General features: G+C 36.9%; 8 protein-coding genes and 3 pseudogenes. All 11 read right to left on the bottom strand.

Annotated features, from left to right (window positions below; genetic code table 11):
• Window positions 1-120: 120 nt before the first annotated feature.
• The 11 genes and pseudogenes from A9C19_RS02660 to A9C19_RS02615 all read right to left on the bottom strand — a co-directional run bounded on the left by A9C19_RS02660 (window position 121) and on the right by A9C19_RS02615 (window position 14,062).
• Window positions 121-663, bottom strand: a complete 543-nt coding sequence (locus A9C19_RS02660) for a GNAT family N-acetyltransferase (protein WP_072578526.1) — start codon at window positions 661-663, stop codon at window positions 121-123.
• A gap of 739 nt (window positions 664-1,402) precedes the next feature.
• Window positions 1,403-1,480: pseudogene (locus tag A9C19_RS22190) on the bottom strand (YjcZ family sporulation protein); the annotation flags it as partial.
• Window positions 1,481-1,556: 76 nt separating this feature from the next.
• Window positions 1,557-2,483, bottom strand: coding sequence for a methyl-accepting chemotaxis protein (locus A9C19_RS22665; RefSeq protein WP_420835815.1), 927 nt, complete (start codon window positions 2,481-2,483; stop codon window positions 1,557-1,559).
• An 18-nt stretch (window positions 2,484-2,501) separates the two neighbouring features.
• Window positions 2,502-2,831: pseudogene (locus tag A9C19_RS22660) on the bottom strand (sensor histidine kinase); the annotation flags it as partial.
• Between the two features lie 1,342 nt (window positions 2,832-4,173).
• On the bottom strand, window positions 4,174-7,203 hold the full coding sequence (locus A9C19_RS02645) for an efflux RND transporter permease subunit (protein WP_072578523.1): 3,030 nt from the start codon (window positions 7,201-7,203) through the stop codon (window positions 4,174-4,176).
• A gap of 210 nt (window positions 7,204-7,413) precedes the next feature.
• A complete protein-coding gene (locus A9C19_RS02640) occupies window positions 7,414-8,658 on the bottom strand; it encodes an ATP-binding protein (protein WP_083584258.1) in 1,245 nt (414 codons plus the stop codon).
• Between the two features lie 323 nt (window positions 8,659-8,981).
• Entirely contained in the window at window positions 8,982-9,386 is a 405-nt protein-coding gene (locus A9C19_RS02635) for a GNAT family N-acetyltransferase (RefSeq protein ID WP_072578522.1), read from the bottom strand.
• Between the two features lie 21 nt (window positions 9,387-9,407).
• Window positions 9,408-9,932 (bottom strand): type 1 glutamine amidotransferase domain-containing protein, encoded by a 525-nt coding sequence (locus tag A9C19_RS02630; RefSeq protein WP_072578521.1) that lies wholly within the window; start codon window positions 9,930-9,932, stop codon window positions 9,408-9,410.
• A gap of 20 nt (window positions 9,933-9,952) precedes the next feature.
• Window positions 9,953-10,892 (bottom strand): annotated as a pseudogene (locus A9C19_RS02625) (sugar-binding transcriptional regulator).
• 235 nt (window positions 10,893-11,127) lie between these two features.
• The gene (gene tkt / locus A9C19_RS02620; RefSeq protein WP_072578520.1) at window positions 11,128-13,140 is read right to left on the bottom strand and encodes a transketolase; all 2,013 of its coding nucleotides are present in this window, start codon (window positions 13,138-13,140) and stop codon (window positions 11,128-11,130) included.
• A gap of 52 nt (window positions 13,141-13,192) precedes the next feature.
• The gene (locus A9C19_RS02615; protein WP_072578519.1) at window positions 13,193-14,062 is read right to left on the bottom strand and encodes a 6-phosphofructokinase; all 870 of its coding nucleotides are present in this window, start codon (window positions 14,060-14,062) and stop codon (window positions 13,193-13,195) included.
• Window positions 14,063-14,665: the final 603 nt, after the last annotated feature.

The following is a 14,665-nucleotide window of genomic DNA, read 5'->3' as shown; positions in this document are numbered from 1 at the left end:
TGGGATAGAAGTGCCTGGCACCTTATCGTAACAACTATATACACACACTAATTTATCTAGTGTACACAATAGATTGTACCGAAAGGTGTCTGCTTTTTTCCTAGCTTCTCCATATATTGATCACGGGCGAATTCTTCCCATTATTATTGTTTGATAATAGTTACCTGATAGGAGCTTATCATCGCGTAAAATTCCTTCTACTATAAAACCTTCTTTTTCATACAACGTCCTTGCCTTTTTATTTGTTTCTAAAACCTGTAGTGTTATCTTTCTAATTCCATTACAATCAGCCCATTTTATGAATTGTTGGAGAAGATTTTTACCAATTCCAATGCCCCAATGTTCCTTTACTACTCCTAATCCAAATTCAACTTTATGAGAGGTTCTTTTCAAGTCATTTCCTATACAACGAAGAAATCCGACAATTTCATTGTTTACTTCAGCTACTAATAAAAGATTTTTATCGCTCTTTCTATCTCTTTCAATGATTTCTTTATATTCATATTCATCTATGTAGTGCTCACCTTGTACACGGTCAAAATATTCTGTTTCTCCGTCAATTTGTAATCTTACTTCCGAAAGGCTTTTTGCATCACTTATTGTTGCAGAGCGTATAACATAGCTTTGGTTATGTTTAGAAAATCGAATGGGATTGATGATCATCTTTTTCTCTTCCTTTCTCGTGTTTTAGTACGTGATAAAGCGGTAGTAAGATCATTACAAAAGGAGGCTGACCCAAAAGTCTAGATTTTAGACCTTGGGTTAGCCTCTTTTCATACTTTTATCTTTTTAATTCAGTTAACGTAAAAACCGGGACGTTCCATTGCGCTCCAGTCACTTGCTTTCCTCACTTCCCGCAGGAGTCAAGTGTCTTACGCTCCATTCCACTATCGATCTAAAATTGTATTCATAGAAGCAAAACCCCTACGAAAACAGTCTTTTTTAAAGAATAATTAAACAACAAAAAAATCATGCAAATCAATATACATTTGTTTGGAGAAAAGCGACAGAAAAATACGAAAAAAGTTTAGATGACCAATATCGTCAATTGGCTTTACAAATTGAGCAAATCCTTGAAGAAGAGGAAAAGTCCGCCCCCTTCCGCGGGGCTAGAAGAAAGCTTAAAGAAACACCGATTACTTCAGAAAGAAAGGGTGCTCAAAAGGTCGTTATTTAACAACCTTTTGAGTCACCCTCCTTGCAAACCTTATTTTTGGCTCGTTTTATCCGCAGTTCTTGATTCACATTACAGGCATTCTCGCTTCCCGCAGGAATCTTAAACCTTCTCACTATCACCAATAAAGGGATAAAAATTACGATGAGACATTACCAATGCCATATTCTAGTAATATCCGTATCCATAACCTGGTCTTCCTGCACCATAGCCACCAGTGTATCCACCAGCACCTACAATAATTAATAAGATAAATAGGACAACAAGTAAAGCAAATCCTCCTGCATATCCACCCTTTTCACTCATAGTAACACCTCCCAGATCATCTACACCTACATTATGTAAATCATCTAGAAAATGATCTAGGCACTTGACTAGGATATTACACTTTAAACTTATTAATCGTCTTCTCTAATTCTAATACAGTCGTTGATAAGCTTGAAGCAAGATGACCAAGTTCATCAGCAGCTGCTGATTGTTCCTCGGTTGTCGCTGTCACTTCTTCTGTAGTGGCAGAGGAATCTTCAGCTACCTCTACCATTTCATTTATAGCCGTTTCTACTTTTTCTTTGTTTACATTAATCTTACTAATTGAAGCCTCTACATAATTAATTTCATCAATAATAGCATTTGTTCCTTCTAAAATGTTCTCAAACGCATCCTTTGTATTTGTAATAGACGTTGTTTGCTCTTTAAAAAGCGTGATTGTCATTTTCACAAGCTCTACTGATTTCTTCGTTTGATTGAGAATACTCGCAATTACGGTTTCAATTCTCATAGAGGATGATTTTGTTTGATCAGCTAGCTTACGTATCTCCTCTGCTACAACTGCAAATCCTCTTCCTGCAGCTCCTGCTCTAGCTGCCTCAATACTCGCGTTTAAGGAAAGTAAATTTGTTTCTTCACTCACATTTTTAATCATTTCAACAATATCCTTAATTTGCGCTATTTCTTTATTCAGTCCATCCATCGTGACATCTACTTGTCCTATATTCGTACCCATTTCTTTATTCTTCTCGGTAAGCTCATTAATCGTTTTGATAGAATTACTACTAAGTGTTTTAGTTGTTTCCGTAATTTCTGAGACTCTTGTCATATTATTAGAAACTTCGTTGATTTCACTTGATAGCTCTTTCATTTCGCGGTTTGTTCTCTCAGAATAATCGACTTGACTAACTGCCCCTTTTGCTACTTCCTCTATCGCTGAAGCAATCTGTTCAGATGCTGAAGCAGATTCAGCAGAAATTCTCTCTAGGTCATGAGCGCGATTTACGGCATATGCAGAAACTTTTTTATTTTCTTCAATCATAACTTTTATGTTATCAATCATGGTATTAAAGCTTTGACCAAGCTGACCTATTTCATTCTTATATAAGTAATCAGCTCGATGTGTTAAGTCACCTTTTTCTGCTTTTTTCATAATGGATACTATATTCACAATTGGTCTTGTGAGGCTGTTTGCTAATAAAATACTCGCAATGAGTCCTACCAATACAAAAACAACTATAATTATAAATACTAGATATATTACATTTTCAATCTCTTTAAATAAGTAGGATTTTGAAGTCGAAACAACGACCTGCCACCCATTTTCGCTTTCATTTGACGAGACGAGGTTATCGTTTGAATCCTTTAAAGGCTCGTATGTCGTTCCCATCAACTTCTCATTATTACTCGAAATAATCGTTCCATCTCCACCTATAATGGAGATCTCCCGTCCTTTTTCATCTGCACTATCTTTAAAAACTTCACTAAACACTTCTGTACTTGCTACTAATAGTAGCGAACCAATTCTCTCCACATCACGATAAATATACATTAAATCATAGTTACCTTCGTAGCCTGTAATCCACGTATTCGATCTTGAAACACCTTCACCATCTTGCTCGAGAACATCGGTAATGAACGTTTCAATCTTTAAGGAATTGATATAATTAGTTTCTCCATAAATATCCTTTTCCTTATTGATAAAGAACATGGATTTTGCATGTTCATTTGTGAAAGAAATACTTGAAAAATATTCAGCAGCAGTTCGTTGCTTCGAAAAAGCTTCGTATTGGGTTAACCCTTCATCTGTTTTTAAGGATTCTATTAAATCCATATTTGAAAAAGGAACAAGTGTTAAATTATCAATTTCATTCAATTTGTGATTAACATTCTTTGTCACCTGTTCACCGATTTCTTCATTCATAGCAGATACTTTTTCTTCAATGGTATTCTTCGAAACGAAGTACACAACATTACCTATAATAATACTTGGAATAATGGTAAATAATAGCGAAAACATGATAATTCTAGACTTTAACGTCATTCCCTTAATGCTTGAAGGCATGTTCAAAAAATTCGTTCTAGCTTCTTTTTTCATTTTTTCCTTTGGTGCCTTTAATCGATTTCTCTCTAATCCTTTTTGTTTCCTCACTCTTTTTCACCCCTTATTATCTAGTAGTCTTTAAACAAACGGGATTTTCTGTACTATTTGTAAAAATATATTCTTCTCAATCAAACTCTTCTTCTTTCAGGTATATAGACCTAGACATTCTCCAACACCTTAAATAATCATTTCAGTTATTCAACATTAGAGATAAAAAGATCAATTTAATGTAAAGAAAATGTAAAGTGTCTTTTGTATCCGTTTACAATTATACTATAAATCGACTAAATTTGCTTTACATTTGTAAAAAAACTAACGGATTATTAGTCATAAATTCCTAGCTCACTTATCCTACAAAACAGAATCTAAGGACAAACTAGTACTCTACATCCAGGTTCTCTTTACAAGTCTTATTAGGCTTTCCTCTACCCCCACAGGAGTGAAGACCTTCCGCACCGGGATGCACAAATAAAGAATCTAAGGTTAAAAAAATAAAGACCCGAACTATTAGGGAAGATATTCATTAAATATCACCTAATAATTCGAGTCTACCATTGACTAAGTACTCATCCCTCAGCCGCTTCTTTTTTATCGTTTTTATAAAGTGATTTCTACCATTTAAATCTGATTAAAAGGTTACATCCTCTTGACCCTTTAGTTGATTGATCATTTGCTTTTTCACGGTCCTAAAGTGTAACAACTCATACACAACAGGAATAACAACTAATGTTAATAAAGTTGCTACGCTTAACCCTCCAATGACAACGACGGCTAAGCTAGCTGATACTAAGTTACCTGTTTCTGCTTCTTTAAATAGAAGAGGGAGCATAGCTGAAATGGTTGCTACAGCAGTCATAATAATTGGACGCATTCTGATTGTAGCAGCTTCAATAAGGGAATCTCGAATACTCATTGTCTTTTCATTTTGTTTAACCCTATCTAAAAAGACGATAGCATTTGTCACAACAATACCAATGAGCATTAATGCCCCGAGTAAAGCTGTTACATCCACTGAAATTCCACTAATGATTATTCCTAAAATAGCTCCAATTGTAGCAAGTGGTAAAGAGAATAATATCGCAATAGGTGCACGAATTGTTTTAAACGTTATCACCATGATAAGAAAAACAATCCCAATGGATGCTAACATCGTCATAAAGAGATCATTAAAATCACTTTGTTGATCTGCACTCGCCCCACCAATGACGACGTCTATGCTATCAGGTATCTCCATGCCCTTAGTATTCTTGTCACCATAAATGGTTGAATTGATTTCTGTTGCGATGGTTGATAACTTATCAGGATCGACATTTGCAGTAATTCTTATATATTGGTCTCCATCCTTATGAAAAGCACTTGTAGGCTCCTTTACTTTCTTTAATTCAGCAACATCCGAAATGGTTGCCATTCCCTCTGCTGTCATAATCGGAACATCCGCAAGCTCTTGTTTTGTTTCTGGGTTATAAATTGGTTCAACCATCACCATTGTTGGTTGTTCATTTAACTCGATTGTTCCAAGGGGTGTTTGATTTAACATGACAGATGCCTGTTGAGCAATCTGATCTGCTTTAGCAAGACTTGGATCTACGACAAAGGAATAGACAGTTTTCGTTTCTTCTTGATTCGTTGAGACTTTTTCCACCCCTGCCATCTCGTCTATTTCACTTGTAATATCTTCTGAAAGATCTACTAGGCTCTCAACCTCATTTCCAATGATATCAATGGTAATAGAGGTTTGCCCCCCTCCCATCATGGTTGCTTCAGATGCCTCGAGGATAGCACCAGTAAATTCATTTTTTTGATCATTTACTTTTTTTATAAAAGGGCCTACATTAGCTTCTTCTTCTAAAATGGCCATATACATTGTCTCAGTTGGACTGCTTACTGAACCGAATTTAGCATCGTCCTCTGAGTTTCCCAACTGAGTATACACACTTTTCACTTCTTCTTGCTGAAGAATATATCCCTCTAGCTTAAGAGCTTCTTTCTTCACTTTTTCTATTGGTGTTTCATTAGGATATGTTAATGTAACATAAACATAATCAGCTTTCGGTTTATTCACAGACCCTTTTGGTAAAACGATATATGCCCCAATGGAAGCAGCAAATAGAACAATTGACGTTAACATGATCACCCATTTATGATTTAATGACCATGTTAGAAATCTTCTAAATCTAAGTGATGGTTTATGCTCTTTCATTGTCGAGTTCTTTAGTAAACCTGCACTCATTATTGGTACAACAGTGACCGCGACAACAAGAGACGCCAAAAGCGAATACGTAATCGTCAAGGCGAAAGGCAATAAAAAGTCTTGTAAGCTCCCTTCAAGTAATCCCATTGGTAAGAAAACAGCAACGGTTGTTAAGGTAGAAGATGTGATAGCAGATCCTACTTCTTTTGTTGCATCAACCACCATAGGAACGGTGAACCTTTCAGATTGTGCTCTTCTAAAAATATTCTCGATTACAACGATACTATCATCTACTAATCGTCCAACCGCAACCGCTACTCCACCAAGTGTTAACACATTTAACGTAACCCCAGACTGTGCTAATAAAAATAAAGTAAGCCCAAGTGATAATGGGATGGAAACGATTGTAATGAGTGTGGATTTTACATTTCTTAAAAATAACATAATCACAATTGTCGCAAACAACGCACCGAGTAATACTTCTTTTATCATACTATGAACAGAGGATTCGACCATATCTGCTGACGCTAACATGACAGTCGCTTCTAGGTGTTGGTATTGATCATTTATTTCTTTTGCCACTCGCTCTACTTCTTTACTAATGGTTACAGCATTTGAACTTCCATCCTTCGTGACTACGAGTAGGAGGGCATCTTTTCCATTTAATTTCGTTATATTATTTTCTTGTTTTTCTGTTTGAATGGTTGCGACATCTTCTAAAGCAGTCTTTGGAGCAATTTGCGTCTCTTTTAATTTTTCAAGTGAATCAATATCACCTACAACTTTTATATTTGACGTTTTACCATCAATATTTTTTTCCCCGACAGCTGTCGAGATGGGTTGCCCTTGTAAAATGGGTAAAATACTTTCTAATGATATGTTCTTTTCTGCCATCTTTTTATCGTCTAATGAAATAGATACATAGGTTGGAATGACACCACTTGTTTGAATATCTGCTACTCCATCAATCTCTTTAAAGGCAGGGACAACTTCCTCTTTTGCAAATTGGATTGTCGTCGGGTTTATGCCCTCATCAAACGTAATGCCCATATAAGAAACAGGGATCATAGACGTATTCAGATGAACAATATTGGGCTTCATCACCGTTTGAGGTAGTGGAACGTTTGCTAGCGCTTCTTCAATTTCTCTCTTTGCTTCTTTCTTATCGATACTAGACTCAACATATAGTTGGATAGACGAGTATCCATCACCCGTAGTGGAAAACATATCGGTCCTTCCATTTACACGATCTACTGCATTTTCTATTGGTGTTGTTACCTGCTCCTCCATCGACTTCGCGTCCATACCTTCTCCTATAGTGACAATCGATAAATATGGCTGATCCGCTGATGGGAGAAATTCCATCGGTAACCGGAAATAACTTACTACCCCCATTACTAGAATGATAAGTGACATTAGAATAATTGCAGCTTTGTTCTTAAAAGACCATTTTGTTAACCAAGACATCCTTTTACTCCTTTCTATTTCACATCATTTATTACCGTGCACGGGTAATTTCCTACAATCATCATTCTAATAACTTTTCAGATGAACGATAAATGACCTCAGGTGTAAATCTTTATAAGACTTAAGACGTATTTGGTATTTTTTCCAAGAAAAATCATTTGAACGAGGGTCCAAAAAAAAAGACAAATGCTCGCGGCATCTGTCTTAGCTCTACTCTATTTTCGGTAATTTAATAATAAACGTTGTTCCTTTCCCCACTTCACTTTGAACGTCAATTTTCCCGTCTATGAGCTTGATCATATTATAGGAAATCATTAAACCCAAACCCGTTCCTGCGTTCTTGGTTGTATAATAGGGTTGTCCAAGCTTTTTCACCTGCTTTTTATTCATCCCAATCCCATTATCTATAATTTCAATCACAATCTCTTTCTCATTTTCTAGTAAAATCACAACAACCTGACCATTTTCTTTAATGGATTCAATCCCATTTTTAATTATATTTATTAGAACCTGCCTTAGATCTTCATCGTGTGCCTTTACTTTCACACCCTCTTGAACAGAGGAATTTAACTTGATTCCTCGAATTAAGGCAAAGGGATTCATGAACTCTACGGTTTCATTTATTAACTCAGTTAAGGGCACTATTTGAATAGCTTTATCAGATGCTGATGGCTTAGACAATGATAGAAAGTTCGAAATAATGGATTGTGTCCGCTCTAGTTCTTTTATACTTATATCAATGAATAAACTCTGATCTTGCGTTAAATTTGTTTCACCTCTAATTAATTGCATAAATCCATTGATCGTAGTCATTGGATTTCGAATTTCATGGGCAACCGATGCTGAAAGTTGACTTATTGTATGAAGTTTTTCTGCCTTTTCGAGTTCTTTTAACGTTCTGGAATGAAAATTTGTCATTTCGATAATATAGATAACGAGCGCCAACGCTAAGAATGAAAAAAGACTAAATAGCAGAATGTGGCTGTATTCATTCGTATTATTGTCTTTAATAAGCATGACAATTCTTGAAAACGTAATGAGCAATTGAATAAAGAGAGCAAACATTATTTTTCGTACAATGGATCCATTTTTGTATGTATATCTCAATAAATAAAAAACAAGATAGATAATTGCATAGTTGATAAAATTGACTATAAAGACTTCTTCACCGATGAAATAATCTAAACAGGGTATGAGCAAAACAATGATGAAGCTAAATATGGGACCTCCATAGAAGAAGCTAATAAAAAACGGGATGAATTTAAGATCAAAAGAATAAAGTGGGGTGAAGGTAATAGGAAATACAATCGTAACGAATAATACGAGAAGTATCGATGTATAAAATACTAGTTTAGGAGAAACACGAATTCTTTGAATTGATACAAAATGATAAATAAAAGGGAGAAACAACACAATTGCATAATGAAGTAATAGATCTTTAATAAAGATGGCCATAGTCTTTACTCCTCTTTCAATTTCCTTCCATAATAACCTCTATCTATACTATACAATATTTTTTCGTAATAGATACATTATATTTTTTCAAAAAGAACAAGAAGTCAAGTCAAATGCACCTAGAAACATAGTTGTTCTTTCTTAAATACTGTTAACCACCATAGGAGGAACATTTGTCCCTCCTATGTCGCTAGAAAAAATAGTAAGTACTTTCTTATTGTCTCTGTTAAACGTGGTTGTTGATTTCCATTACAGATATTCGCTTTTTTACTCCAATCAACAAAGAGCAAAAATCAATTGTAAACATGAACACAGCCTTCTTATTAAAAACTATTTTTCCTAGGAATAACAAAGCCATTATCTACTTTAGAGAAACCAATCTTTGGATAATACGTCATAGCTTCCTGTGAAGAAAGGAGCAGTAAACTAACGTCATCTCCGATTTCTTTTTGCAAAATACGGACAAGCTCTTTACCTACTCCCATAGACTGGTAATCTTTATTAACGGCTAAATCAGATAGGTAGCAACAATAATGAAAATCTGTAATAGCCCGGGCTACCCCAATAACTTGTCCTTCAACTCGTGCAGTAAGAAGAAGATCTGCTTGTTGGATCATTTTTTCAAGTCTTGGTAAATCATGAACAGGTCGTTTTAGTCCTGCTTTCTTAAATACATCCGAAAGCTCTGAAGCTTCGATTGAATCATTTACCTTATAAACAACCTTCAAATTAAATCACCTCATCTTCTCTTATTTCTGTTCAAGGACAGCAATAAATTCTCTCATATAGTCCGGTAAATCTGGTGGACGTCTGCTTGATACTAAATGGCCATCAACAACAACTGCTTCATCGTGCCAAATAGAGCCTGCATTTTCCATATCATCCTTAATTCCTGGCGTACTTGTGACATTTTTCCCTTCTAAGATCTTTGCTGAAATAAGAACCCAGCCCGCATGACAGATCTGTCCAATGGGCTTCTTGTTTTCCTCCATATGAATAACAATATCAATTACTTCTTGGAAACGTCTTAGCTTATCTGGCGCCCATCCACCTGGTACAAGAACGGCATCATATTCATCTGGATTAATCTCACTGAACGTATAATCTGAAGTGGCCGGTACACCGTATTTTCCTTTATACGTAAAGTTTGCTTCTTCCCCAGCAAGATCGACTATTGCACCTTCTTCACGCAAACGATGAATAGGATACCATAGTTCTAAATCCTCGAAATCCTCATGGACAAAGCTTACTACCTTTTTACCTGTTAAACGCATCGAATCTCCTCCAATTCAATTTAATCTTCCATATCTGCAAGTAATCTTGCTGTATGCTGATCTGTTATAAGAACATTCGCATACCTTCCTTTTAACGCACCGTATATCGCTTCAAACTTCTTTGGTCCACCAGCAACTAGAATTGATTTGTCCTTTCTAGCTAGATCATCAAGTTGGATACCGATTGTACGATTGTTTAAGCTTTCTATACATATTTCTCCATGCTTATCAAAAAACCTTGAACAAATTTCTCCAGCTGCTTTCGACTGTATTAATTGTTGATCTCCCTCAGATAAATACTCCGCTTGCAATAGAACAGAATCGACAACAGGTGTACCAACACTAAAGATTGCGATATTTGCTTGTTTACCCAAGTCTAATATTTTATGAATATGCCGATCTGCTTCAATCGCCTGTTTTACAACGATGTGATCAACAATTGCAGGTAAAGGAAGCATAAAGGTTTGTGTATGGAATGCCTCTCCAAATAAGTGAATAATTTCGGAAGCATATGTTTTCGTTTCGGAGTGACTAACTCCTCCATTCAACTGCACAATTGTCGTTTGACTTAAAGGCTTTGGCTTAAGATTTTTCGCAATTTCATATACTGTTGTGCCCCACGAGGTTGCAATCCTATCATGATCCTGCACGATGGAGTGGATGTACAGCCACTTCCCCTAAATGTCTTTTAATGAGCGTATGATCATATTCTGAAACAGAGGCAACGATTACTTCTTTTAAGTGAAACTTTTTCTTTAATAGATCCGAAAGCTGTACCCCTACTTCAACAGGATTATTAATTTTAATTTCAACAATCCCTGTTTCTTTCGCTTGCTTTAGTAGCCTTGATACTGTTGGTCTAGATACATTTAACTTTTTGGCAATTTCTTGCTGGCTATAATCTAATTGATAATATAGCCTTGCCGCTTCAATGATCTTGTTTAGCTTCTCATTTCCCATTTGATAGCACCTTGCTTTTAGCTGTTTTTTCTAATTATACCTCTGAAATGCAAAAAGCGAATCTCTCACTTCAAAAGACTTATGTCAAAATGTGATATAAGAAAGAGGCTGGGACAAAACAAAGAGCCAGGCACCCTCCGATACAATCTATTGTGTGCACTAGATAAATCAGTGCGTACATATAGTCGTTACGATAAGGTGCCAGGCACTTCTGTCCCAGCCTCCTTCCTCTATTTTATGCTTCCATTAATTGTTTCACACGAGCTACTACATTCTCAACTGTAAATCCGTATTCTTGTAATACGCGTTTTTCAGGAGCAGATGCACCAAATGTGTTAATAGCTAAAATGTCACCCTCATCACCTGTATAACGGTCCCAACCAAGTGGAGAAGCCATTTCAATCGCTAAACGTTTTTTCACTGCTTTTGGAAGAACAGAGTTTTTATAGTCAGCCGATTGTTGCTCGAAACGATCCCAAGCTGGCATGCTCACAACTGCAGCATCAATGCCTTCTTCTTTCAGAACTGCTTGAGCGTCAACAGCAAGATTTACCTCAGAGCCTGAAGCAAGAAGTAAGACATCCGCCGTTTCTTTCGAAGCTGGAGAAACAACATAAGCTCCTTTTTTCACGCCTTCATATGCATGCACTTTTGTATTCTTCATTGTTTTTAAGTTTTGACGAGTTAACACTAATGCTGTCGGCTTAGATGTTGATTCAATCGCTAACTTCCAAGCTGCTGCTGTTTCGTTTCCATCAGCTGGACGCATAACGGATAGGTTCGGCATTGCACGTAAAGAAGCAAGCTGTTCCACTGGTTCATGAGTCGGTCCATCTTCTCCAACTGCAATACTATCATGAGTAAATACATACGTAACAGGTAAGTTCATTAATGCTGCTAATCGAATAGCTGGGCGAAGATAGTCTGAGAAAACAAAGAATGTCCCAGCAAACGCATGTAGCCCTCCATGAAGAGCCATCCCATTAAGAGCTGCCCCCATCGCAAATTCACGAACACCAAACCAGATATTACGACCTGCGTAATTTGCGCTTGTATAATCCTCTGCTCCAGAAATCGTTGTTTTATTTGATCCAGCCAGGTCAGCAGATCCACCAAAGAATGACGGTAGATTTTTCGCAATACCATTTAACACTTCACCTGAAGAAGCACGTGAAGCTAGACTTGATCCTTCTTCATATACCGGGATATCCTTATCCCAGCCTTCAGGTAATTCACCTGTTACAGCATGCTTAAATTGTTTCCCTAATTCAGGGAATTCTTTTTCATAAGCAGCAACTAACTCGTTCCATTCTGTTTCCTTGTTAGCTCCAGCTTCTTTAACTGTTTGGTTAAAATGATCATACACTTCTGAAGGTACATGGAAATCTTTTTCAAACGTCCAGTCATAAGCTGCTTTTGTTAACTTAATTTCATCAGCTCCTAGTGGAGATCCGTGTGAAGCTGATTTACCTGATTTATTTGGTGAGCCAAAACCGATTGTCGTTTTCACTTCAATAAGTGTTGGACGATCAAGTTCTTGACGCGCTTGTTCAATCGCATTTGAAATTTCGTTCAGATCGTTACCATCTTCTACACGAATAACTTGCCAGCCTTGTGCAGTAAATCGTTGTTCCACATTTTCTGAGAATGAACGATCTAAATCACCATCTAAAGAAATATCATTTGAATCATAAAGCACGATTAAACGACCAAGCTTTAAATGGCCTGCTAATGATGCAGCTTCAGAAGAAATCCCCTCCATTAAATCCCCATCACCACAGATTGAATATGTATAGTGATCGACAACATTATATGAAGGTTTATTATAGGTTTCAGCTAAATGACGCTCTGCCATAGCCATACCTACTGCCATTGCAATCCCTTGTCCTAGTGGACCTGTCGTTGCATCTACACCCGGAGTATGACCAAATTCAGGGTGACCTGGAGTCTTACTCCCCCATTGTCTGAAAGATTTTAAATCATCCATTGAAACATCATAGCCTGTTAAATGCAGCAAGCTATATAAAAGCATAGAACCATGTCCTGCAGATAAAACAAAGCGGTCACGGTTAAACCAGCTTGGGTTTGATGGGTTTACATTCATATATTTTGTCCAAAGTGTGTAAGCCATTGGTGCTGCACCCATTGGCATTCCAGGGTGTCCAGAATTTGCTTTTTCAATTGCATCAATCGATAATGTACGAATTGTTTCAATTGACAATTTGTCTGTTCTAGTTAATTCAGTCATTCTTATTCCTCCATATCTTTCGTTTCATGATTTCTTAGTATCTTTAAAGCATTTACAACATGCTAGTGACAAACAAAACCTTCTCGCCATCAAATACTAGTTGCCCGCTTGGTTGGTCATGTTGAATCCACTCAATGACGGCTTTCTTTAATTTGTTGGCAATCAAACGATCCAGCGCTGTAGGAAACGGACCTCCACATTGGGATTCATCAATCACGACGATTTTCCAATCGACATCATAGTCTTTGAAATGTGGTTCTAATGCCCCTAAATCAATACTTTCATTCATCATAAAGAAGGTATACCCTTCTTGTTTATCCTGTTTCTCTTCAATATGACGCTTTAGCTTTTCGATGACCTCATTTGTTTGATCCCATATGACCTCTGCCTCCACAGCACCAGCCGCATGAAGTAACAAACGTGAGGGGAAGGTACCAGGTATTTGCACGTTAAAAACTCTTACCTTGCCATAAGAAAGTGAGCTCGCTGTATCCCTTACTAGTTCAACGTTTTTAACAATCGCATTTAAAGCAGTGTCGAATCCAAGGGTATACTGTGACTCTTTCACATCGTTTTGAATACTAATCGGCACATGTAAAAAACGTGATGTATGTGAGTGATCAGATAGAGGACTAACCCCTAATAAAATAACCTTATCTACACCAAGTAATTCATTTGCAATTGAACTTTCATATTCCTCCCAGATTTTCAGAGGAAATGCACGGACAAGATCCTTCGTACCTATTAATGGATGCAAATCTAGATGAGAGATCTGTTTTAGTCGAATACCTTGAGAGTTATCATCCCATTCAATCCCGACTAACGTCACATCATCATTAGGGGATAACGCGTGTATAAGACCTCGAACAATTTGAGTTGTACCTTCTAATGCACAACCAAAGTGAACTACACCAATTTTCATAATCGATCCCCCTTAACTGAAATTATGTTCACAATCAAATGAACATATGTTACATAAACAAGTATAACATGAATTGAAGAAAAAGGTAACTAGTCATTTTTATTAACATGCATCATTTTCTGAAAATAGGTTGAATCATTGGTATATTTTTCTTTGGCTCTGCTAAACGTGGTCGTTCATTTCCGTTACAGTCATTTGCTTTCGGGGAGCCTCCATTTGAATTTGACATGCTTCTCACGCAGAAGATCCTTCCACTCTAATAACAACTCAACCACTTTGTTCTACCCCATGTTAAGTTGGTTAAAAACAAACTGTTCTTTCTCCTATCCCTACTTATGGTGGAAGAATAAGTACGTTCCATTCCGCTGCATCCACTTGCTTTCCGCGGGGAAAAATGAACTGCTTTTACTAGGGAGGGAGCTTTAACCTCCTCGGCTACTCCTGTGGGATCTCACCCTTTCCTCTATTCTCCCGCCGGAGTCAAGTGTCTTTCCGCTCCATTTCACTAGCGAGTAACAATCATATTCATAAACAATACATGTAGTGACAAAGAATAAAACCCGAACGATAGGGGAGATTTTCATTAGAAAATCACCTGATCGT

This window comes from Bacillus weihaiensis (genome assembly GCF_001889165.1).
Taxonomy (GTDB): Bacteria; Bacillota; Bacilli; order Bacillales; family Bacillaceae; genus Metabacillus; species Metabacillus weihaiensis.
The sequence above is the reverse complement of the archived record's forward strand: the minus strand, read 5'-3'. Positions and strand labels throughout refer to the sequence as shown.

Excerpts from the sequence above, each read along its gene's own strand:
- A9C19_RS02645 (WP_072578523.1), bottom strand. The coding sequence starts at position 7,203 with ATGTCTTGGTTAACAAAATGGTCTTTTAAGAACAAAGCTGCAATTATT.
- tkt (WP_072578520.1), bottom strand. The coding sequence starts at position 13,140 with ATGACTGAATTAACTAGAACAGACAAATTGTCAATTGAAACAATTCGT.
- A9C19_RS22665 (WP_420835815.1), bottom strand. The coding sequence starts at position 2,483 with ATGATTGAAGAAAATAAAAAAGTTTCTGCATATGCCGTAAATCGCGCT.
- A9C19_RS02630 (WP_072578521.1), bottom strand. The coding sequence starts at position 9,932 with ATGCGTTTAACAGGTAAAAAGGTAGTAAGCTTTGTCCATGAGGATTTC.
- A9C19_RS02615 (WP_072578519.1), bottom strand. The coding sequence starts at position 14,062 with ATGAAAATTGGTGTAGTTCACTTTGGTTGTGCATTAGAAGGTACAACT.
- A9C19_RS02640 (WP_083584258.1), bottom strand. The coding sequence starts at position 8,658 with ATGGCCATCTTTATTAAAGATCTATTACTTCATTATGCAATTGTGTTG.
- A9C19_RS02660 (WP_072578526.1), bottom strand. The coding sequence starts at position 663 with ATGATCATCAATCCCATTCGATTTTCTAAACATAACCAAAGCTATGTT.